17 protein-coding genes and 1 tRNA gene are annotated in these 23523 nt (G+C 38.0%); 11 read left to right on the plus strand and 7 right to left on the minus strand.

Annotated features, from left to right (window positions below; all coding sequences use genetic code 11):
• Together KCG35_RS19775 and KCG35_RS19780 are read left to right on the plus strand one after the other, a co-directional pair.
• Nucleotides 1–232, plus strand: a 232-nt coding sequence (locus tag KCG35_RS19775) for a hypothetical protein (protein ID WP_215821599.1), incomplete at its 5' end; no start/stop codon positions are given.
• A gap of 176 nt (nucleotides 233–408) precedes the next feature.
• Nucleotides 409–1323 carry a response regulator gene (locus KCG35_RS19780; RefSeq protein WP_215821600.1) on the plus strand — a complete coding sequence of 305 codons (915 nt, stop codon included), beginning with the start codon at nucleotides 409–411 and terminating at the stop codon, nucleotides 1321–1323.
• A gap of 17 nt (nucleotides 1324–1340) precedes the next feature.
• On the opposite strand, the gene KCG35_RS19785 is transcribed toward KCG35_RS19780, so the two are convergent.
• The gene (locus tag KCG35_RS19785; protein ID WP_215821601.1) at nucleotides 1341–2582 is read right to left on the minus strand and encodes a hypothetical protein; all 1242 of its coding nucleotides are present in this window, start codon (nucleotides 2580–2582) and stop codon (nucleotides 1341–1343) included.
• A 1340-nt stretch (nucleotides 2583–3922) separates the two neighbouring features.
• Here KCG35_RS19785 and KCG35_RS19790 point away from each other — a divergent pair.
• Nucleotides 3923–4666 (plus strand): vWA domain-containing protein, encoded by a 744-nt coding sequence (locus tag KCG35_RS19790; RefSeq protein ID WP_215821602.1) that lies wholly within the window; start codon nucleotides 3923–3925, stop codon nucleotides 4664–4666.
• Between the two features lie 75 nt (nucleotides 4667–4741).
• Nucleotides 4742–5614, plus strand: a complete 873-nt coding sequence (locus tag KCG35_RS19795; protein ID WP_215821603.1) for a phytanoyl-CoA dioxygenase family protein — start codon at nucleotides 4742–4744, stop codon at nucleotides 5612–5614.
• A gap of 73 nt (nucleotides 5615–5687) precedes the next feature.
• Here the strand turns inward: KCG35_RS19795 and treC are convergent, their stop codons facing one another.
• Entirely contained in the window at nucleotides 5688–7382 is a 1695-nt protein-coding gene (gene treC, locus KCG35_RS19800) for an alpha,alpha-phosphotrehalase (protein WP_215821604.1), read from the minus strand.
• Nucleotides 7383–7432: 50 nt separating this feature from the next.
• Nucleotides 7433–9061 carry a PTS transporter subunit EIIC gene (locus tag KCG35_RS19805; protein WP_215821605.1) on the minus strand — a complete coding sequence of 543 codons (1629 nt, stop codon included), beginning with the start codon at nucleotides 9059–9061 and terminating at the stop codon, nucleotides 7433–7435.
• Nucleotides 9062–9251: 190 nt separating this feature from the next.
• Between KCG35_RS19805 and KCG35_RS19810 the strand changes: the two genes are divergently transcribed.
• The 3 genes from KCG35_RS19810 to KCG35_RS19820 all read left to right on the plus strand — a co-directional run bounded on the left by KCG35_RS19810 (nucleotide 9252) and on the right by KCG35_RS19820 (nucleotide 12680).
• Complete coding sequence (locus tag KCG35_RS19810) at nucleotides 9252–10271, plus strand: LacI family DNA-binding transcriptional regulator (protein WP_215821606.1); 1020 nt, start codon at nucleotides 9252–9254, stop codon at nucleotides 10269–10271.
• A gap of 307 nt (nucleotides 10272–10578) precedes the next feature.
• Nucleotides 10579–11796, plus strand: coding sequence for an aromatic amino acid transport family protein (locus KCG35_RS19815; RefSeq protein ID WP_215821607.1), 1218 nt, complete (start codon nucleotides 10579–10581; stop codon nucleotides 11794–11796).
• 269 nt (nucleotides 11797–12065) lie between these two features.
• Nucleotides 12066–12680, plus strand: a complete 615-nt coding sequence (locus KCG35_RS19820) for a hypothetical protein (protein ID WP_215821608.1) — start codon at nucleotides 12066–12068, stop codon at nucleotides 12678–12680.
• A 64-nt stretch (nucleotides 12681–12744) separates the two neighbouring features.
• Here the strand turns inward: KCG35_RS19820 and KCG35_RS19825 are convergent, their stop codons facing one another.
• A complete protein-coding gene (locus KCG35_RS19825) occupies nucleotides 12745–15078 on the minus strand; it encodes a hypothetical protein (protein ID WP_215821609.1) in 2334 nt (777 codons plus the stop codon).
• A gap of 238 nt (nucleotides 15079–15316) precedes the next feature.
• On the minus strand, nucleotides 15317–16642 hold the full coding sequence (locus KCG35_RS19830) for an OprD family outer membrane porin (protein WP_215821610.1): 1326 nt from the start codon (nucleotides 16640–16642) through the stop codon (nucleotides 15317–15319).
• Between the two features lie 602 nt (nucleotides 16643–17244).
• Here KCG35_RS19830 and KCG35_RS19835 point away from each other — a divergent pair.
• Nucleotides 17245–17320: transfer RNA gene (locus KCG35_RS19835), tRNA-Lys, on the plus strand.
• 208 nt (nucleotides 17321–17528) lie between these two features.
• Here KCG35_RS19835 and queF read toward each other — a convergent pair.
• Nucleotides 17529–18365, minus strand: a complete 837-nt coding sequence (gene queF / locus KCG35_RS19840; RefSeq protein ID WP_215821611.1) for an NADPH-dependent 7-cyano-7-deazaguanine reductase QueF — start codon at nucleotides 18363–18365, stop codon at nucleotides 17529–17531.
• 190 nt (nucleotides 18366–18555) lie between these two features.
• Between queF and KCG35_RS19845 the strand changes: the two genes are divergently transcribed.
• The 3 genes from KCG35_RS19845 (at nucleotide 18556) to KCG35_RS19855 (ending at nucleotide 22802) form a co-directional block, all read left to right on the plus strand.
• Nucleotides 18556–20580: a hybrid-cluster NAD(P)-dependent oxidoreductase gene (locus tag KCG35_RS19845; RefSeq protein ID WP_215821612.1), complete on the plus strand. Its 2025-nt coding sequence runs from the start codon at nucleotides 18556–18558 to the stop codon at nucleotides 20578–20580.
• Nucleotides 20581–21673: 1093 nt separating this feature from the next.
• Nucleotides 21674–21949, plus strand: coding sequence for a hypothetical protein (locus KCG35_RS19850; RefSeq protein ID WP_215821613.1), 276 nt, complete (start codon nucleotides 21674–21676; stop codon nucleotides 21947–21949).
• Nucleotides 21950–22148: 199 nt separating this feature from the next.
• A complete protein-coding gene (locus tag KCG35_RS19855) occupies nucleotides 22149–22802 on the plus strand; it encodes a metal-dependent hydrolase (protein ID WP_215821614.1) in 654 nt (217 codons plus the stop codon).
• Between the two features lie 243 nt (nucleotides 22803–23045).
• On the opposite strand, the gene KCG35_RS19860 is transcribed toward KCG35_RS19855, so the two are convergent.
• On the minus strand, nucleotides 23046–23408 hold the full coding sequence (locus KCG35_RS19860) for a DUF5329 family protein (protein WP_215821615.1): 363 nt from the start codon (nucleotides 23406–23408) through the stop codon (nucleotides 23046–23048).
• Nucleotides 23409–23523: the final 115 nt, after the last annotated feature.

Here is a 23523-nt window from a genome sequence, read left to right on the forward strand (position 1 = left end):
TAGTTTATTGAGTCAGCACTTTAGTAAAGATGTGAAAGACAAAATTAAGTTTTTAAAAAAACCGGTTACCGTTGCTGCTTATCGATTAATGTTAAATAAAATTAATCCGAAACACGTACAACTTATAGAATCATTTAATGTTGAACTAAAAGCGCTTAAACGCACTAAACGTGTCGAAGAAATTTACCAGCCAATATTTAAAGACACTCCCATACCTGCCAATATTGATTAGTAATTATTTTTTATGTGAAATTATCCTGTGTAATATCCCATGGTAATTAGAAAAGCATTACACCCTTAGTTATGAATATATTGGATGCTACGTGGGGTTCCGGTGATTTGTGATAACACGCCAGCGCTCCATCGACTATATTCATAAAGATAACTTCTGATTTATCTGGGTGCTCTATGCAGAAGGTAAAAATGCTGGTTGTGGATGATGCTTCATTCATACGCGATTTGATTAAAAAAGCGGTACGCAGCCGGTTTCCTCATTTCGTTCTGGAAGACGCCGTGAATGGCCGTCGTGCGCAGTCACTACTGGAAAAGAATATTTATGATTTAGTGCTTTGTGATTGGGAAATGCCAGAACTCAGCGGTCTAGAGCTATTACAATGGTTACGTAAGGAGTTTCCTGATAGAAAAACGCCTTTTATCATGGTGACCAGCCGAGGTGATCGAGAACATGTGTTACAAGCAATAGAGGCAGGAGTCAGTGATTATATAGGGAAGCCATTTTCAAATGATCAATTAATTTCAAAAATTGTGAAAGTGCTTTCCAAAAGTGTCTCTGCTGACCGTATTAAAGGACAAGGGCGTCCAGCTGAATTGGCTGGCTCTGCAAGCTCCTCTCTGGAAGCACTTACAGGAAAAGCTAAACCTGCTGGCGGAGCACCTTCTGGTGGAGCTGTAACACATCAATCTTCAGTTAGTGTACTGACAGGGGGAAGTGCTCAAGCAACGAGCTCTGTGCCTTCAAGTGGGGGAAAAGGCAAGCATAAGGGGCAAGTCATTGTCCGTGTTCATGATAAAGCCATGCCCTGTGCGATAGAAACAATTACCCTGAAAGAAATAAAAGTGATTGCAAGAAAAGCTGATGGTATTCCACAATTGTTTGAACAAGCGGTTATTGACTTTGAACAAGGAGAACAGGCTTCAGATATTGCTCGAATCAATGGGTGTATTTACTTGCTTCAATCAATTGATAAAAAGATGGAAGCTGAAGGTTTTAAAATAGGTATTTTATTTGTTGATGATGATCCCCAAAAGTTTGAATATATTTCAAAGCTGATAGCATCTGGTACAGGTCAAAAATATTATTGAAAAATAATAACTTATTTTTATGGTGTGGCTTGGTGAGACTTGGCAGGAAAGGTAAAATGACAGCATAAACCATTTTCAGGCAGTGGTGTTATCTGTAGCTTACCTTCTGAGGAAGAGATGCTTTTAGTTAATACTATATCCATTTTTATTTCTTCTATTTTATCAATGGTTGATTGAGTATTTGTAATATTTTCCGTTGTCTCTTTATCTCTTTCTGATTTTTTAGGTGTATAGGTTTCAGTATATATAAGATCGCCAGAGTCAGCTTTGGCGACAAAATCGATAGTTATTTCAAGTGAGTTATTGCTAGATCGATAAATGGAACCACAAAGAAGAGCAATAATTATTTTGCTGAAATTTACTGCGGGCACTGTAAACTCAATAATATCCGATGTTAAGTCATTAACTTTAACTTGGTTTGAATCAATGTTCTGCATGAAATAATTTAATGCTTTATTAATGAGTATAGACGGGGGTAGTTTTAAATTATATTCTTTGAATGAATTTACATTTAAACCTGACAGTCTTTTTTGTAAGCCTTTAAGCTCTGAGCCAAGCTGAATGGTTAACTCTGAATAAAGTTTGACATGGTCAAATAGTTTATTGTTCTCATGCGCTGTTTTATAGTATATGTCGCTATTTTCTGATGCTAGTTTATCTATGATGTATTCAGCAGTATGACAGTATTTATGTATATAGTCAGTGATAACCTCATACAATGCAATCATCACAATTTCATCATCAATGCCAGTGGTTGCTTGAATGTCAGGTTTGCTCTGATAAGTTGTATCAGGCTCAAGTTTTACTTTTATCTTTGAGGTTTTACGATAATTGTCTGAGTACACGGTTGCGGTTATTAATAGTATAATGAAAATAAAAAAATAAATATCTAGAGTAGAAAGGTTGTTTTTTCTGATTGATTCAATGTGTTCTTTTAATGAAATTGATCCAATAATAATTTCGTTAGGTGTTTTTGTTAAAGCAATAAAGTAATTTATGCCAGAAATACTTGCTTCCTGAAATATTGGCGTATTGCTTTGAGCATAGTTTAGAGACTCTTTTTTAATATAGGGAAGTTGATAAACATGTTCATAGATGGGATTTTGACGATCAACATTAATAAAGACTTTGTTGGTTGACCTATCAATAAAAAATAATAGTGATTTTGAAGTGCTTTGTTGTTGTTGCAATATTTGAAGAACTTTATCCAAACTCCATTCAATGGAGATGACCCCTTTAGCTGCATCGGATGTTGGCATAACATAAGTCGTTGATAGCGAGTACTGTTTATTGCTTCCTGGCGATGGGAACGCTATATGCCAAGTTAACTGACGATCATGCTTAAAGTAATTCTGTAAGCTACTGAAATACCACCTAGGATATAGCTGGTCTTTATCTAGCTTTTTGTGGGATATGCTTTTTGTTTCTCGAAAAGCAAATGAAGATCGGTTAACTAAATGAGAGTGTTCCTTCAAGTATTCTGGTGTATAAAGTAGTGTAACACCTAATAGTTCTTCATAGTTATTGAAAAGGTGTGTTAGATAGCTTTCCAATGTGGACTGATAGTTTGTACTACTGTTATTGTTGATGAAGTATTCTGTATTGACCAGGATATCACCAATGCGTTGTAATGAATATTCAAAGTAGTTTGCTGAAAACTTGAGGTCATTCGCATATTGTTTCGTTACATTGTTTTGTAGGTAATCATCAATAAATCCACGTAAGTGTAGGTAAATTGAAGTAAAAAGAATTAGTTCAATTAGTACTATAACTGCTAAGTTTTTAAAGTTTTTTGTAATTAACATAGCTGCTCATGATATAACACCCATTACTAATCATAGATGAATGTAGAACTCAAAGAGTACAGGAATACGTTTAAAATGTGATTTTTTATAGTTTTTTATTTTTTGTATAAACCTCCGTTCCTTTGTGTTTAATATCATTTTTATAAATATATTATTGTGGAAATCTTCTTATAACTTATGGGATAGAAATATTGAGTGATTGTTAGAATTATGACTCATTTAAAGTGAGTACTTACTATCGGCTGCGTTTATTAAAATAATCTTAGTTATATACCCTTCACGAATCATTTTTAGGGTTTGTTGTCAGCGCTCTTGACCACCAAGGATGGTGGGAATGCAGTTTATGCAGGAGCATTTAACTGCCACCCCAGGCACTTATTAATATAACCGCCCAGCAGCGCTGTTATATCTATTAAAGTCGCTACCGCAAGTTTCACAATAGTAAACTTGTCCTGGGGCTTCATCACTTGACGGCCGCTCTTAAAAACCCTTCGTTATGGGTATATCAGCACATTCAGCCACTTTTCTAGATAAAGTTATGTTTTTTGTATATGTGAAGTTGAATCTAAAAGTAATTTGGGAGGTTAGATGTAATCATTTTTGCTATCTAAATAGCTGAAGTTCTAGTTTTATGTATTTTTAAAGCCGTTAATAAAATAGTTTTTAGTATACGCTAACTGTCTTGATTTAGGAATATTGATGGTTTAATGTTCTATTTGATATCGCTTAAGTGGTATCAAAAAAGGACCCCCTATCATAGGGTAATGAAAACCGACATACTAACAGGAAGAAGTATGGCTATAACAAAAAAAGCCACAGCCATTGCGCTTGGCACATTTATCAGCGTTGGTTTAACTACTCAAGCCCAGGCAGGGTACATGGCTGCTGATGTTGCCTTTGTTATTGATCAATCGGGAAGTATGCAAAACGAATTTGCATGGTTGGGAAATAGTCTGGCAACGATGGACAACCAAATGCGGGCTAACGGTATTGACGCGCGGTATGCTGTTGCGGGTTATGAACGTCTTGCTGGAAGTGAAAGTAATAAAAATATTTTTGTAGATTTTACAAAGGATTTTAATACGATTTCATCCAGCGTAAATTTTGTGAATACCTATGGTTCTCAGGAACGAGGTTACCATGCAGCTCATTGGGCATTAGGAGGATTTAATTGGCAGGATAATCGAGTCAAGATGGTTATTTTGATTACTGATGAATCTGGTGACCAAGCAAGTACTATGAGTGAATCTCAGCTGGCTGGTGTGCTCAAAGATAACAATGTCTTGCTTAATGTAATTTCAATGAACAACTATGCCTCCGAATGGGATGAAATGGTTTATACGACGAAAGATGGTGAAAAAGGATTTTTTGACTTAGATAAGTTGAGAGCTGATCCAGAACTCGTTACTAATGAAATTATTGAGCGTAAGGTGAAAGAGATTATTGAAGCGCCTGAGCCAGCGACAGCAGGTGTTATTGGTTTTGGCTTACTTTCACTGTTACTCACAAGACGCAGACGTTTTGGTCAAGTAAAATAAGTGAATTTTCAGAGAGGCTTGCCTCTCTGAATTTGTTAGAGTGCATATAAAGAAGAAATTATTATTTGGGATAAAATGTCAGTGAAACTAAGGGATCTTTCAACAACCAAGCAAAAATTTTTTCAAGTAAATCAACAAATATCGGCAAAACAAAAAGCAGACTATTTTTGCGATGGTTATCTTATCATCAAGGATTTTGCGTCGTCGTTAGAGTGTTTAACGTTAAAACAAGTTATACAGCCCTATTTAAAACAGGGGGAGGCTGAGGACGTTATTTTCTCAACTCAAGATCAGTGCCATTGTGAAGAACAGTACTTTCTAGAGTCGGGTAACCAAATACGTTGTTTTTATGAACAAAATAAAAGGCAAGAGGACAAAACGCGTGCGATTAATAAAGTAGGACATGCTTTACATGCTCAGGATGCCGTTTTTAAACGGTGGTCTACCTCGCCTAATATCGCTAGACTTGCATATGATTTGGGAATGAAACAACCCGCACTTATACAGTCAATGTATATACTAAAGCAGCCGTTTGTAGGGGGAGCAGTTACTTGTCATCAGGATGCGGCGTTTTTGCACTCTTCTCCTATAACAGTAACAGGCTTTTGGTTGGCTCTTGAGGATGCATCAGTTGAGAATGGTTGCTTATATGCCATACCTGGAGGACATCAGTCTGAGTTAAGCCAACGTCTTATACGTAGAGGAAATAAAAAGGTTCATATGCAAGACTTGGCTGAGAATGAATGGAACATTAAGGAAGCAATTCCTCTAGAGGTTAAGCAAGGAACCTTGATAGTTTTGCATGGGTTGCTACCCCACTATAGTCCTGCTAACCATTCTTCGGCGTCAAGGCATGCTTATGCAATACATGCCGTAGATTTAACAAGTGATTTTTCAAACGATAATTGGTTGCAGGACCCTTGTATAGAAAGGCTAGGGCATTGTTAGTTTTCATAAAAAACACTCCTCCCTATTAATTTTTAAATCTTAGAGAGGAGAGGTATCGGTATTGCTGTTTGAATTATGCTGCTAGCTTATTTGTGAGTTTAAATATCACGGCTTCGTAAGGTCTTAGCTTGAGTGAGGTTAGTTTATTTGTAGTATCACTGTAATTGCTAAGAAGAATTTCGGCATTTTTCTGGTAAGTGGTTAGGAGGGCTGCATCCTCTAATGGGAAATCTACGTGCTGATCATAAAAGTTACAGACAATGAGTAACGCTTGGTTATTATATTCTCGTACATAAGCAAAAAGTGTTGGGTGTTGGTTCAGCAAAAGTGAAAAACGGCCATATGTAAGCAGAGACTCCGTTTTGCGAAGCTTTATTAGTTGTTGGTAATAATAAAACACAGAGTCTTCATCATTAAGTGCAGATTCAACATTTAGCTGATGATAATTGTCCGCAACTTTTAGCCAGGGTGTACCCTCTGTAAATCCAGCATGCTGAGAACTATCCCATTGCATAGGCGTTCTTGAGTTATCGCGCGACTTGGCTTGAATGATCGGCATAATCTCTTGATCACTCATACCCTGGTTATGCATGATTTGGTAGTAGTTAATCGTCTCAACATCCTGATAGGCATCAATAGATGTATAATCTGGGTTGCACATACCTATTTCTTCGCCTTGATAAACATAAGGCGTACCACGTAAGCCATGTATTGCCGTTGCTAACATTTTGGCAGATTGCTTGATGTATTGAGTGGTATTACCAAAGCGAGAAACAACACGAGGTTGGTCATGGTTACACCAAAAAAGTGCATTCCACCCTCGTTCAGCAAGGCCTTCTTGCCAATCAGAGAGAATTTTTTTCAAAGCGATAAAGTCAAAAGGTGCTTTTGACCATTTTTCACCATTGGGATAATCAACTTTCAAATGATGAAAGTTAAATACCATACTTAATTCTTGGCTGGTTGGATCAGAATATTGCTGACAATGTTCAATGGTGGTGGAAGACATTTCGCCTACAGTCATTGCATTCCATGGAATAAATACAGCTTTACTTAATTCTTGTAAATATTCGTGGACACGTGGACCATCTGTGTAAAAACGTCGTCCGTCACCTATCTTATCGCTAGGGAAGTCTTGTTGTTTTGAAATCAGGTTAATAACATCAAGTCGAAAACCATCAATCCCTTTTTTTAGCCAAAACTCGACAACTTTTTGCACCTCTTGCCGTACAGTTGGATTTTCCCAGTTTAAATCCGCCTGTTCTTTAGCAAACAAATGTAGATAATATTTATTAAGGTGAGGAACAAACTCCCAGGCTGAACCACCAAATTTAGACTGCCAGTTATTGGGAGGATTTTCAGCCTCCCCCTGATGCCAAATATAATAATTATGATACGGACTTTCTTCTGAACGTATTGCTTCTTTGAACCAATGGTGTTCAGTAGAGGTATGGTTTACTACCAAATCCATAACTATTTTTATATTTCGTGCATGAGCTTCTTTGATAAGGCATTCGAAGTCTTCCATGCAACCATAGCTAGGGTCTATATTGTAGTAATCACTGATATCATAGCCATTATCAACTTGCGGTGAGCAGTAAATGGGGGTCAACCAAATGGCATCAATACCCAGTTTTTTTAAGTAATCCAGCTTGCTGATAATGCCTTGTAAATCACCTGTTCCCTGTTGCCCTGAGTCTTTAAAGCTTTTGGGATATATTTGATAGATGGTGGCAGTTTGCCACCAGGATAATTCAGTTGCTGTCATGATTTAACCAATAACAATAAAAAAAGGGCTACTGTCGTAGCCCAAATTGACTATGCCATCAATTCCAGAATTTCTTCTTTCAGGATTGAAGAATTTGTTCCAAAGATGGCTTGAATCCCTTTACCGATTACAAGCACATCTTTTGCGCCTAATTCAATAAGGCGTGGTTTATCAATTAAGTCATGGTTATTTACAGAGACTCTTAGCCGGGTCAGACAAGCGTCAACATGTGCTAAGTTTTCCATCCCGCCAAAAGCAGCAATTACTTGTGCTGCTTGAGAATCGTTATCCTGTTGGGGTGATGTTTGTTGCTGCTCTTTTTGCTTAGCACGGTACTCTTGAGATGAGTACAATTTAACTTGATCTTCTGTACGGCCTGGGGTGGGTAAGTTGAACTTCAAAATTAAGAAGCGGAAAGTTACATAGTAAACCGCAAAGAAAATCACGCCTAATATAGCAATGGTAATCCATGCATTGTTGTGGTGAGGAAGAACATTAAACAAGAAATAGTCAATAACACCTGAACCACCACCAAAACCTGCTTGTAAATCAAGCATGGCTGCTAAACCAAAAGCAATACCCGTTAGAATGGTATGCGCAACGTAAAGCAAAGGCGCTACAAATAAGAAGGTAAATTCTAATGGTTCTGTAATACCGGTTAAAAAGGCCGTAAATGCTGCAGCAAGTAACAAACTGCCAGCAATTTTACGCTTGGCGGTTTTAGCCGTATGGTACATTGCTAAAGCGGCGCCAGGTAAACCAAACATGACAGGAATAAATTTACCTGCAATAAAATGTCCACCTACAACGCTTATGTTGCTGTTTTGAAGACGGTCAACGACAGAAGCAATGTAGATGTTTTGGTCACCCACGATGGTTTGGCCGTCAATAGTAAGATACTCACCACCTAAAGGAGAAAAGAGCAGGGGTGCGTTATAAATATGATGCAAGCCGAATGGAATCAGCATTTTCTCAACTGCACCATACATACCCACAACAAGGGCATTAGTGTTTGAAGCTATAAGATCGCCGATACTCAAGATAGCAATATGAGCATATGGCCAGAACCAGAAAAGCAGTAAACCCAATAGAATTGCAAAGAACGAAGCCATAATAGGTACACTACGTTCACCTGCAAATAAAGCTATAGCATCTGGAAGTTTGACTTGATGGAATCGGTTGTAAACCCAAGCACTGATAAAACCGATTAACATACCTCCAAATACGCCTGTTTGCAGAGTTTCAATGCCTAACTCTTTGCCAAACATACGCTGTAAAGCATCTACAGGTTGACCAATATCAGTAGCCCAAGCCTCAGCCAGTGCTGTTGTGCCACCATTGGTTTGTATCAACACACTGATTACTGTATGCATGACTAAAAAGGCTATTAAGCTGGAAAATCCAGCAATAGGTTTTCCTGTCCACGTTGAAGCGATACCGACTGCAAAAAGTAAAGGTAAGTTATTAAAAAGGGCTTGTCCGGCCTTTTGTAGGAAGAGTCCAATGGATAACCAGGAAGGTGCATCAAGGAAGGGTATAAAAGCATGAACATTTGGGTTGAGTATGATGCCACCTATCCCCATTAGAATAGAAACCAGGGGCAGGATGAGTACTACAGTCATCATTGCCCTTCCAACTCGTTGGAAGAACTCAAATGACTTGGCAGCTTGCAAGTTCATGGGCCATCTCCGCGTATATTATAATCATTTTTACTGCTCGGGTGTTTCCCCGTTTTTTATCACAATCAAACCAGCGCTGATTTGAACTAGAACCGTGTTGTAACATTCCGTCGTGCTATTATGTACCACATCGTAGCAGAATTGGAAACGTTTCCAATTCGGTATTTTCCACAATTGTTGGTTTTGTGATATGACGAGCATCACAGATGTGGCGAAGTATGCTGGTGTCGCTGTTTCAACTGTTTCAAGAGTGCTTAATGGCTCTGGCGCTACCAGTGAGAAAACAAGACAAAAGGTTATGGCAGCAGCAGCAGCCCTTAATTATCAGCCTAACCTGACCGCCAGAGCGCTGAGCACTAAAAAAAGCAATTTATTGGGGCTTTTGGTGCATAACTTTAAAGCACCAGGTACTGCAGCATTAATTGCAGGTATTGAACAGGCTATTCATGATAGTGGCATGGAGCTGTTAGTTATTTCTTGTCAAAGTGAGGAAGAACGTGAAGCAAAATCACTTAATACATTATTAATGAGAAAGTGTGATGCCATGATTTGGCAGTCACGTACATACAATGAGCAGTTAATTCATGAGTTTGCTAATAAGGCGCCATTGATTCTCGTTCCACCATCTGCATCGCCTTCTCATGTGAATACACTGTCTTTTGACTATGCCCTAGGCAGTGAGATGCTGGTTAACTATTTACTTAAAAAAGGGCATCAGCAAATAGCTTATATTGCAGGTAATAGAGGTTATTTAGATACAGAAGCGAAGCTAGCTGGATTTCAACGAGCAATGGACCTGGCGGGTATACGACACAATCCTGAATTACTGGTGTGGAGTGAGGACTCCAGTGCGGGAGGTTACAGAGGAATAAAGCGGATTTTACAAAAAGGAGTGCGATTTACCGCTATTATGGCTGCCAGTGATAATATGGCGGCAGGTGTTATGCATGCATTACGTGAAGAAGATATTAGAGTTCCAAAGAATATTTCTGTTGTCGGCTTTGGTGATAATCAAGCCGCGCGCTATACCATGCCTCCCTTAACCACAGTCTCATGTCCTTATGAAGAAATAGGTTTACTTGCAGGCCAAACCGCCCTTCGATTGATCAACAATGATCCCCCTGAGTCGAGTACATTAAAAATTCCAGTTTACTTGATAGAGAGAGAGTCTGTTGCATCTTTAACAGAGCAAGTGCTTGGACACTGGTAAGGGTAGGGCTATTTTTTCAACCATAAATGAGTATCACGCTGTCCATACATTCTTTATCCTTAAGTATTATTTTGTCAGAACTCAATAGTTACGGGTTTTGCTAATGGATATTATGCAAGCATGTGGTTCAATGGACGGTCTCGAATAAATTGACTGAATATGAATCATATGAAGGCTAGTCATTTGCTGATTTACTTCGATGGATTGATAGTGTCAGCTTATAGGTTTGCCTGATTGTGTTTCGTTGAGAGGGTAGCTCCTATGGGAGCAGTTTAGTGAGTAACAAGAAAGCCTCTAAGGATAATGCATGGTTATGCAGAATAAAAAACTAGGCAGTGCTTTAATATTAGCGGGTACTGCCATTGGTGCGGGTATGCTGGCGCTCCCCTTAAGCTCAAGTAGTTTAGGTTTTCCATTAATGATTGCATTAATGGTTTTGTTTTGGGGGCTTATGTTTTATACCGCTATGTTAATCATGGAAGTCAACTTAGCGATTGAACCTGGCTCAACACTGTTTACCATGGCTCATCGAACGTTAGGCAAGCCCGGAAAAATAGTCGCAAGCATTGCTACACTCTTCCTTTTTTATGCGCTGTTATCTGCTTACATCACGGGAGGCTCTTCTTTACTAAACAGCTACTTAAGTTCTCTGCTTGATCAGCCCCTATCTCAGGTGAACACAACACTGTGCTTTACTGTGATTGCTGGGGGGCTAGTATACTGGAGTACCAGAACGGTAGATTTTGTCAATCGTCTTTTGTTTTTGGGTAAGATAGCTATATTCCTAACGATTATTGCTTTCCTGCTTCCTGAAGTTAACCAACAACATCTGACAGAAATGCCTGTTGATAATGGACTTATGTTGGCGGCAATGCCTATTGTTTTTACTTCATTTGGTTTCCACGGTAGTGTAACCAGCGTTATTGCCTATCAAGGTAGTGATGTGAAAAGCCTGCGTAACATTATTTTATTTGGTAGCTTGTTACCTCTTTTAGTCTATTTTGCATGGGAGATCGTAACCTTAGGCGTATTGCCAGCAACTGCAATTGGGGCAATTGTTCAGCAAGGTGGTTCTGTGTCTGAAATGATTTCGGCATTAGGCAACCAAATACCTAAAACGCCTTGGGTAAGTACAGGACTCAATATTTTTTCAAACATTGCATTGTTGACATCATTTTTAGGCGTTGCTTTAGGGTTATTTGATTTTATTGCGGATGCTCGAGACCATGGTGATTGTCGACGCGGTCGCTTGATTACAGCTTTATACACATTTATACCACCACTCATCTTTGCTCTTTTCTATCCGAAAGGCTTTATCATGGCGTTAGGATTTGCTGCTTTAGCATTGGCTGTGTTAGGGGTAATTCTTCCTGTATTAATGGCCTGGAAAGTAAGACAAAATGCCAATGAAGCCCAGTATCAGGTATTTGGTGGAATGCCTCTGTTAATGATTGCGATGTTATTAGCTTTACTTATTATTCTTATTGAATTGAGCTCAAGTGTGGGGCTAATTGAGGGGCTATAATCTGTAGTAATTAAAAGTGAGTATAATACTTTGTATTGGTCGTGAGATTTCATTAGCTAAGTATGACCACTATATATTGCATTATCTGTGATTAAACAATAACAGGTATTTATGTAGGAAATATGTGCAGGGATCGCACGAGTTTTTGGAGCAGTCTGAAATATATACCCATAATGAAGGGTATATAAGCAGTTAAATATGTATTAGACTAATTGGCTTAGCTAAATTAAGCTATATCTCATTGATAATAATAGGTAGTTGACTAAACAATGTTAAGATTTAGAGCAGCTTGGTTATTATTGCTAGCACCAGTTATCCTTAATGCTCAGGACTTACAACTGAGTGAGCACATTTCTCTACCTATTCCTAAAGGGTGGGAGGTAGGTAAACAGTTAAGCCCAGCAAGTGACCTTCATTATCACACGTTATATAATCCTAAAACACAGCAAAAGCTACTCATTTTAAATGGCCTTATAGAAGAATGGCAAAGCCAGTGTAAAGTGGATGCACGCATTAGAGCGTGTGTAAAAGAACAGCTACAAGAGAAAGGATTAGCTGAACGAGATAAGCTTTTACAGTCGTATCAAAAAAAGATAATTAGTGGGCCTGATGTTGTTAATAAACAAGTTAATGAACAGAATGAATTATTGCGGTTCAGTTGGACTGCTCAAGATAATAATATTGTAGATTTAAATTCAGCAACGCAAGAAACACCTTTATTTTACGATTGCTTTGTTATTGGCTATATCTTTAATGACCAATACGTTACTCACTTAACAATGATTGATATTGTGGATAAGCCACAAGACTGCAAAAGCAGAGAAGAATTTATTGATCGAGTAGCTAGTTCGATTAGTAATATAGAAACAGATAGTATAAAGTAATGAGGGAAATTTTCATACTAAAGTCGAAGAGACTTCTGCTTTAACAGAAGTCTCTATACTTAAATTATTTAAAGCTCATCCATTTTGACTGGGTTAAGTATCTTATTCCGAAAACTTTCTCTGAAACCCACTGATTATTTCCCGCTTTAAAGTGAGCTATGGCTTTCGAGTCTCCGTCTGGACCATCCTGCTGGCCGAGCCAGTAGCCAGCTAAGCAGTCCTCACTAAGCTTTAAGTTGCAGCTTGAAGAAGGAGTACCATACATAACTCCAATCATATTATTTGCACGATGAATAAGGTTAGCTTTCACCTGTTGAGTGATTGCATCTTGCTCTGCAAGTGTAAAGGAGTATTCAGGTCTATTACTATCAAAGCTTATATTAAACCAATCTTTTGTTATTACTTTGCGAATTATGTAAGTTTTTTTCTTCTTTTTAAACCAACGCTTTTTCTTTTTAGTCTTTACAATAGTTTGAATGTATTTATATAAATTGTATTTTGCGATATAGCTTCTTTTGACTTCCTCTTCGAACTCATACTGTAGAGAAGGTGCAACATGCGCTCCAAGACTTTGAAGATTTTGTGGATAAGGACTATTTGGGGCATATGATAGACAATAGCCACTCATACTTAACCCAATAGTAGCATTAATGTGATCAGGAACTTTTACTGAAGAGGAAGGGGAACGTTTTATTGTTTGGTTGAGAACTCCTTCACCACTTGGCATTAAGGAGGGTTCATATCCAAGCAAATTGTCTTTATCGATAGCTGTATATAAAACATTAGGTAGGCTAATATCATGGTCTCCAATGGGAGTTTCTTGCCGCTGTTTTGGTAGAGACGCGATAATTTTTACATCAGTTAATGGCGTAGCTTTGAAAGAAACACCTAGACTGTTATTTAAGTCTTTATATTTTTGTAACTGCTTATCCCAGTCAAGGCTATATCGAATTTTTGCTGTTGCTCCATCGAGTTGTGAATATTCTTTGAAAACAGCTAACTCTTTCTCTGCTAATACATAATACTCACTTAATAAGTGGTTTAGTTGCTGATCAAGCTCAACTAACAGTATAAGTTGATTTTCATAATTTATAACTGCTTGATCATAAACGAATTGCATCTCTTGACGATGTTTAACGCTTTGATCTAGTGTGAGAGTAAGTTCTTTAACAATACTTTTTTGTTTATTTAATAGGGTTTGTTCATTGACGCAGTTTCCAGAAATAGATTTACAGGACTCCCATTGATAATGATACTCCGCATACAAGCGTTTTGCTGCTAACAAATCTAGATTTGCTTTATACTCAGTTTTGATGGCAACTTGTAAAGCTTTGTATGCATGGCTTTTTGCTGAAACTAGTGACTGAAGTGATAGTTCATTATCTAATGAACTAACAATATCTTTGTAACGCCTAGTGAGACTGCTTAACTGTTCTATAATCGTATTTTTTTCTTGGACAGTTCTCGTTAATACAGGGCAAATATTAGCACTATTATCTATAGGAATAAGCTCTTCAAGTTGCGTGCTTCCTGATTGAGGGGGGGTAACATATGCTGTTTTACAAATATCATCATATTGTACTGAAGAAGGGTTTTCTGGGTGTTTGGTTAGTAGTGATCTGTTACAGAACTGGCTGCGAAATTGAGAAGGTCCTTGATATTTTCCTATACCTGTATCAACATCTGCTTTAAGAAATGAGCCATTTGGTTCTGCAAATGCAATAATATCAGGACTACCTGCTTTTTTTATAATAAGATCATCCCGCCCATCTTTGTTTCTATCTTGTATGAATACCTTAGCATTAACTAAATCTAGTCCTCGTTGTTTAACAAAGTCATCTAAAATAATTGCTTTTGGAAGTGGCTCATTTGCTGTTCCCAGAAGAATAACAGGATTTTGAGGGAATGCAGGAGAAGTTAAAAGTACATCTCCATAATCATCCGCATTGAAGTCTGCATAGTACGCAGTGATTTTTGATTGGTTTTGTGACCATGATGACTCATTGGATAGTTTTGATGATAAAAGGTTACTATTGATGGGCCAAGTATGTCCTTTAGATAAAATTAGGTGAGTACTTAACCATGAATCTCTAGCTCCTTTATGAAAAACTTTTTCGTAGATATTTTGGGGTGATAGAAGTAGTCCTGATGAAGATAGAGGGTTATATACTTTGATAAAATAATTACTTTCTATAGCGTTAAAGTAAAATCTTTTAGTACAAGCCCAGTCACGATCGTGCCTACCTCCATATCTGGTATACTTACACCCCCTTTTTTGAATAACTGGGTTGCTATATAAGCTAAAATCAAAGCTATCTCGTTCAAAGTTGTATGCATCTGAAATTGAGGGTGAACTTAAACAGCATGCGATAATGCAACTAATGAACTTTTTAATCATTGATGACGTCTCTCCCAGTTGACGTTAAATTGAGTTTAGCATTTCTAAGAATATAAAATGATTAGGAAATTATAATATTATATCAGCATGATATCATTATCAATATTGAGCAATTTATAGCTGTTGGGTCTGGGAGTGCTAATGTATAGCTTATAAAGTAGAAAAGTCACCTGCCCGGTCACAAGGCAGGTAACATTCTACACAACACTGATTTTATTTTAATTTTAAGTAATATTCTTTAGAAAATATCAAATACGTAATCGATATAGATACGGTTATAATCGATATCTTCTGTATTTCCAGGTATTAGTGTTTTTGAGCCTCGGTAGGTTCCGTTATTCCAGGAAACACTTAAGCCTTTTAGAGTAGGATCTTGGAAAGCATAGCTTAACGTCATATCACGCCCCCACTCTGTTTTTGGTCTGTCAATAGTATCCCCTAAACCATTATTATTTTTATCTAGATCGAAGCCTCGCTGGTAATTAACATCAAACTCAAGCCCTGGAGCACCCATGTCCGAAAAATCATAGGTGAAACCAACCATGATCGCTTTTTCATCTTTATATGCAAAGTCTGACCAGACAGGAATACTAGAATTAAAACCTCCATAGTATTCTCCGGTTTCCCAAGCATAACGGAAGTCTCCTTTAGCGGTATGCTGGTACGCGAGGCGGTAAGTTGCTGCGTCTAAATGTAATTGTGCGAGGAAGGAGGTATTTTTTGACTCAAAGTCATCTGCATTTGAAAATGTTTGATTAAAAGCATCACCTATACTTTCAAGCGTATGATGAATACCTTCTAAATAAAGCTTATTATTGTCACCAAGCTCCATGGTGTAGTGTATTTTATAGAGATTAGCTTTTTGGAAGTCATTCGACTTACCCCAGTCGTATTCAATACCAATCCCGTTATCAAACTGATAGGCGAGTCCATAAGCTTGAATATAGTTTACTTTTTTTGTATTAGCGTCAGTGCTTGAACCATCATAAAAATGTTCAAAGTGGCCAAATGAACGCCATGAGTGCTGAGTAATATACGCACCATGCAGCTTAAGTTCACCAATATTAACTTCACCTGTTGTACCATATAGTGAGCTAGGCGCAGCACGGGAAGAAGAGCCTTGAATCAAATTATCATTGTAAACTTGTCGGCCATGCTTAATGTTGACATTTAAATCATCATTACCGTATTTGAATTTTACAAATGCTTGACCAATTTTATTGATATCGTTAGTTTCTCTTTGGTTTCTTCCATCTTTTGGCAAATGAGTAAAACTATCACCGGGAGAATCAAGGTCCCAAGCGCCATAGTAAGACATGTCAAAACCAATCATGTCAGCAAAATAGCCTGAATGATAATTAAGATGTAAGCCCTGAACCCACTCACGGTTATCGTAAGGTGATTCATCTCGACCATCACGATTGAAGTAAACATTTCTTAATTTAGCATCAAGGCGACTGCCTTCGAGAAAACCTTTACTACTTTCATTTGCATGTGCATTAGAAAAAGAGAAAATAGTGGCGGTAACGGCACAAAACAATGCCGAATACTTAAAAGTATGCATAATACCAAGTTACTCCTAGAGCGTTTTGTTAGACACTTTTATTATTTATTAATTTGCTTGTGCAAAACTCCCGAGCCTAGCTTGCAAAAGATTGATATTTTTATTTTGCTACTAAGTCTTATTAGCTTTTTTGATTTTATACTGTCTATTATTTAACAAAAAATAAATAAATTTGGCAAATAAAAATCAAAATATATTTAATATGTGCTTACTCTAATAGAATAATCCATATTATAAAAAAAATTATGAGTAAAGATTTAGTTATGACTGACTGGTTTGCTAATTCTGAAGATAAATTGAGGTAAAATAAAAAGAGATAGGAGCAGTCCAACAAGTGTTACCCAGCATTCACGTTACCAGGCTTACGTTGAAATAAGATTATTGTTTATTTGAATGTGGTTAGCAGAGTGTAAAAAGTAGGTTTGCACTGTTGGAGTTGGTACAATCCTTATCTATCATAGACTGTTTTATATGCAGTTGCCTTGGGGGATGGAGACTCAAAGGGGTAGAACAGGGAAAGATACATGTGGTTGGCGGTAATATAAGGGTTTTGACTAAAGGGTTGCAATACTGAAATATATCTGTATTATAAGCGGCCCGTTGGGTCGTTAGCTCAGTCGGTAGAGCAGTTGGCTTTTAACCAATTGGTCGCAGGTTCGAATCCTGCACGACCCACCATCTTATTACTCCTGTTTCCCCCCCTTTTTTGCAATACCTTTAGCCTTATTAGCTTATTTATATGGTTTTTCTTCTTGGATAGCTTTGGCTTACTTGCAGTAAACAGTTCGAAATAATATATCCAGCCATTGTTTGCAGCCGGCATAATCTAAAACTATCCCCTCCAGCTAAGCTTTATGTGATAGTTCTAGTATGCCGCAGCGATTAGTTACTGACGTACTAATCGCAAACTGGTTGTTGGAGCAGCTTCAAAATTACTCCTGAAAGGGTTGATATCTAAGCCGCCACGGCGGGTGTAACGAGCAAAGACAGATAACTTTTCAGGTGCACAATAACGTTGAATATCAACAAAAATACGTTCGACACATTGTTCATGAAACTCTTGGTGCTGTCGAAAAGAGATGATATAGCGTAATAAGGCTTCTCGATCAATCTGAGGGCCTTGATAATGAATCTGAACACTTCCCCAATCGGGTTGCCCTGTTACCAAGCAGTTTGATTTCAATAAGTGGCTATGCAGTGTTTCTGATACAACTGTATTTGACGTAGCATTTTCTAGTAAAGCAGGGTTTAGCTCATAGTGATCAACACTTATATCAAGCTCATCCAACAGCGTTCCATCTAACGCTGCCATTTGGAGCGAGGCATGAGATAAAGGGTGAATTTGCACAGTGACAGCACCACCAGCACATGCAGATAAATCTCGTTGTAAGGTTGATGTGACTTCTTCTAGGGAATCAAACTGGGTTTGATTAAAACTATTTAAGTACAGCTTAAAGGATTTTGACTCGATTAAATGAGGGGTTGAAGCATCAATCCGCACTTCACCTGTCGCTACACACGGCTTACCCTTGGTGTTAAGCCAAGATAATTCATAGAGAGTCCAAAGATCTTCACCATGAAACGGTAAGGCCTCATCTTTCACGCCAATCTCTGTCCGATTAAGTTGTCTAGGAACGGGGTGAAGTAGGTCTGGTTTATAGTGACAAACATACTCAGTTGTTTGCCCAAGTGGAAGCTTTTTTAAGATATCATTATTACTCATTCGTTCTTTATTCCCAGCAACAAATCATACAGGGGTAAGAGGGGGCTTGAAGCAATGATCGCTACTTTAGTCGTATTGTGCAAGTGCCTCTTGGGCAGGTAAACTGCCTCCGCTAAAATGCGTAGATTTATGATTTGTAAAGGGTAATAGCTGTGTAGATGTCAGAATAAGCATACCCAGGAGATGTGCCATGCAGGAAACTCAACCTATACTTTCAGGCATAACGATTTATCCAGTTAAATCGATTGCAGGTATTTGTCTGTCCTCTTCATATGTTGAACTCCAGGGTTTAGCGTTTGATCGGCGTTTTGTGTTAGTAGATGAAGGTAATAAATTTATTACGGCACGAACTGAGCACAAATTACTTCATATCAGCGCTACCCTGACAGTAAGAGGGTTACAGCTTTCTGCACCAGGTATGGATCCGCTAGCCATTAACTATGGACTATTTACTGAAAATCAGAAACAGTCATTAGAAATATGGGGAAAGCAAGCTGATGGGATGCATGGAAGTAAAGAGTATGACTTATGGTTTTCTGCATACTTGGGCAAACCATGTGCGTTGCTTTATCAAGGAAGTAGCAGCTCTAGAGAAATCAAAATCAGCCCTGAGTATAAAGTAAGCTTTGCCGATGGTTTTCCTCTATTACTCACATCGGAAGAATCCTTAGCAGATCTTAATCATCATACAGAAGAAACCATTAGTATGAGTCAGTTTCGGCCAAACTTAGTGGTTTCAGGTACTACTGAAGCATTTGCAGAAGATGGTTGGAATCGTATTCGGATTGGTGAAGTTGAGTTTTCAGTTGCCAGACCTTGTACTCGCTGTGTTCTAACTACCGTTAACCCGAAAACACTGGAAAAAAGTTCGATGAATGAGCCACTCAAAACCTTAATGACGTATCGACGTGATATTGAGGGAAGAGTGGATTTTGGTCAGAACCTGATAGCATTAAATGAAGGTGCGATAAATGTTGGTGATACTGTTGAGATTATTTCAACAAAAGCAAAACCCGTTTACGTTGATCTTCGTGCAATGGTTGCTTCAACAACTGTTAATGTTGGAAATCTGTCTTCTGAACAAACGTCTCAATCAGATGAAAAATATCAAGCAGCTATTGGTAACGATGTCGTTAATCAGGATGCGGTTGATAAGGGAATTGTTAATAAAGAAGCTGTTAATAAGAGAGCACCATGGCCTACAGCGGAACAAGGTCAGTTAAAGTGCTTACATCGAGTGCAGGAAACATGGAATACAGTAACATTTTGGTTCCAATTATTGGAAAACTGGGAACTGTCATTTAAAGCAGGACAATATATTACGTTGCATCATGAAATAAATGGTGAATCTGTTTCCCGTTGCTATACGATTTCCTCTGCGCCAGATCAAACAAATCGCTTTGCTATTACTGTTGAGCGTACAGGAGACGGATTATTTTCTAACTGGCTTCATGAATATTGTCAAAGTGGTACATTAATAAAGTCGAGTAGGCCAGAGGGCCTGTTTCACAGTGATGCTACAGAGAGCCAAAAAGTCTTACTATTGGCTGCTGGCAGTGGTATCACGCCAATGCTGTCTATGATTCGTTACTGGTACCAACAAAAATCAGATAAAGATATTATCCTTATTTACACTGTAAAAACTGAAGCTGATTTAGTAAGTGCTGATGAACTTAAAGTAATTGCCAAACATTACCCTTCTCTGCAATTAATATTTACGCTTACCCAAAGTGATATGAGTTGGCCTGGATTCAAGGGGAGAATTAGCCAGTCTAAAGTTCAGCAAATGGTACCTGATGTAAACCAAAGAGCGGTTTACATTTGTGGTGGTGAATCTTTTATGGCTGATATGCACGAAGCTTGTTCTGCATTAATAGTAAAAGAAATATATGAAGAACATTTTCAGTTAGCAATTAAAGAGAAGCCTGCTGTTGAGCATGAACAGCGTAGCATTACTTTACTCTTTGATAGTTGGGATACTTTTGTTGAAGATGGCAATAGCCAGGATACTTTATTAGAACAGAGTGAAATGGCTGGACTGGACCTAGACTATTCCTGTCGTGCAGGAGTATGTGGTATTTGTAAGGTGAGAGTAGTTTCTGGCTCATATGACCATGTAGCTGATTATGCACTGACTGAAGATGAAAAAGAAAACGGAATTGCGCTGGCATGTTCTTGTATACCTCAGAGTGATATTGTCATAGAGTCGCTATAAGTTTTATTCGCTGTTTAAGAGGGTGTCGCCAAACTACTGCGCTTGCAAATACTGCGTTAAAAATCAGCTCAAAATGCTCATTTATTAGTTATAAACTCCGCTTTTTCGCTGATTTTTGCCTAGCCTTTGCTTAGCTCCTGACCTTTTGCAACAGCCTCTTAAAAGGGGGAAACTATGGTAAAGGCATGCTTTTCTGTAAACTAACAGCTAGGCACCTCTAAAAATGCACTTTTTCCATGATAGCGGCGTTAACGCTATACTCAGATACTCCTTAAACACTGCGTTCCTCTGTGCAATGTTTTCTTGCTCTCACTAAAAAATCACTATTTTTAGATACGTCCAGCTGAAAGATTAATTACTAGTTGTCCGGCCGTTCCATTGCTTTAAGGTTTGAGCATTATTTCTATGCTGTGAGTATAGCTGTGGATAAAAGTGTAATAAGTGTTCATTTACTGTGGATAGAGTAAAATTGTTTGTTGTTTTTAAGCTGCAATTAATGATATACCGATTTTCACCAATTATTGACTGCATACAGACTGGGGTTTTTAGTTTAAAACTTAGCAATGGAGTATTGACGTTTACACTTGTTGAAAAACTAAGTTGATAAAAAAATACAGCTTAATGGTTTACCTGTATTGATAAACGAATTGACTTAAAATAGGTATACACAATATGATGTATTTTTAAATGCATTAATACAGCTACGGGGTTTTACGTACGACTAGTACCAGACTCAAGTTTATCGCAATACTGAATTTAAAGATGCGATAAGCTCGTATTTACGATGAGGTGTTTCCCACACAACTAAATATTGAAACGCTGTTTTATTAATGGGAAAAATTGGCGGTAGACCAATATATTGGTATACGTGTTTCCTAAACAATTGATGTAGTAGCAGATTTATACCCAGACTCGTTTGATACACTGAAGCTTGATATATTTAACAAAGTTTATTCGATCTAAGATAAAAGAATGAAATCTGATATATACAATATGGTATAGGTATGAGAACTAGCTTGTACAATTTACTTTCATTCTTTTATACAGTTTGGCTTTCAGGATATTAAATGACAAAAGGGTAAAAGGAGTTAAAATGGCGATTACTACAACAGATGGTTGGGTGGTAGTCCACGATAAACCTATCAATGGCTTTCCATGGTTGTATCGTCGACTTATTGATCCAGACCATTTTCAAATTCGCTATGCAACACCGCAGGGTGACTGGGTAGAGAAGATAGGGTCTTTGGACTTGTTAGGTGAGCTGCCTGAGCCAGACGATCATATCGACTGTGTTGTGGCTGGTCACTGTCTTATGGATGATGACGATACCCGTTCAATTGCGCTGATTAAAATTGGCGTAAGACATTAGTATATCTCTCACCTGTAAGCACACCTCCCTTTAGAAGATATTGAGCATAAATGCCCTTGGTTGCTTAGGGCATTTGTAGTTTATATCAATAGGTTGCTACTTCTTCTAACTAATCATAAGTCTGAATAGCCATATATACGACAAATGGTTAATATTAGTGATTTGGTATATCGAGTTGAGCTAAGCAATTTGGGTTTTTATGGCGAATTTTAACACACACATAAATGTTGCAGCAGCAGCAGGTGGCGTTGTATCTATTGTGGGTTTGGGGGAAGGCTGGCTATCAATCTCTCAAGCACTGACAACATGGTTGCTTATTTGTATTGGTGGTGTTTTGCCTGATATTGACTCTGACCATGCTAAGCCAGTCAAAGCATTATTTACAGCACTTGCTGTTGGGTCGGTCGTGTTGGTAGTAACGCATTTAAAACCAGTACCTGCTACACCTTTTTTACTGTTAATAGGTTTTTCCGTATTTTTAAGTGTACGTATTATTGGTTATAAAGTGTTTGCAAAGTTTAGTGTGCACCGAGGTATTTACCATTCATTGTTGGCTGGTGCATTTTTTATGTCGATTACAATTGCTCTTTGTCATTATGCCTTGCAAGCTAATCCTGTATTAGCTTGGGGTAGTGGTATTGCAATAGCATTTGGCTTTTTGATTCATCTCACATTGGATGAAATATATAGTGTTGATATCGCTGGGGCCAGAATTAAAAAATCTTTTGGTACCGCGTTAAAGCCTATCGACTTTAGAAATCCATTTAACTCTGTGTTAATGGGAGGGATTGTCGCTGCTTTATTTTTTATATCACCCTCACCAACTCCCTTTGTTGATTGGTTGATTAAGTAACACATACTATCCATCATATGTGCACTTATCTCCTTCACCATTATCTGAGCGCTATCCTTAGCGCTTACCCTAATAGCCCAGCAGATCTGTACTAATGTGGTTCCGATACATTAGTACGGTTTGTTGTTTGTGTTCTTGAACTAAAGTCCTCGTAGTTCTGGCTTAGCCCTACTAAAATTCTTTCGTAATGGGTATAGACTGAGCACATAGTTATTCAGGCAGTTAGTGTTATTCACTTATGGTTTACTTTGCTGACTGACGGTAGCTATCTAGCTCTTTTAATAGCCAGGATGCACTGTTTTGCATAGGTTTATCTTGGCAGTGGATACGATAGTGCTTGCCAGATAATTCGCTCTTGGTGGCACTATAGCGAATAAAGTCTTCAGTGGTTTTCACTTTGTCTTGGAAGTAGTTATATTTCTTCTGAATGTGTCCTACAGCTTCAGAGCCTGTGTGCATTTCCCCATTTCGTTCATACTTGCAAGTAGTTTTTTGAACAAACTCCAATAAATGCGCTATCTCTTGTTTGGTTTCAGGGTTTATGTCAGCTATTACTTGGGCACTTGAGAGCAGTGCAGTAAGAGCAATAGTAATTGAGTACTTCATTTAAAAGTCACCTGCTTACTTGTTTAACTTTTGATCATAATGTGTGATTTTGGATCTAGCAACTTGAGATTTATCAAGCCAAGGTTACTCGGTCACCATGGCTTGGTGGACATGA

Origin of the sequence: Zooshikella harenae (assembly GCF_018837975.1) — a bacterium.
Lineage (GTDB): Bacteria > Pseudomonadota > Gammaproteobacteria > Pseudomonadales > Zooshikellaceae > Zooshikella > Zooshikella harenae.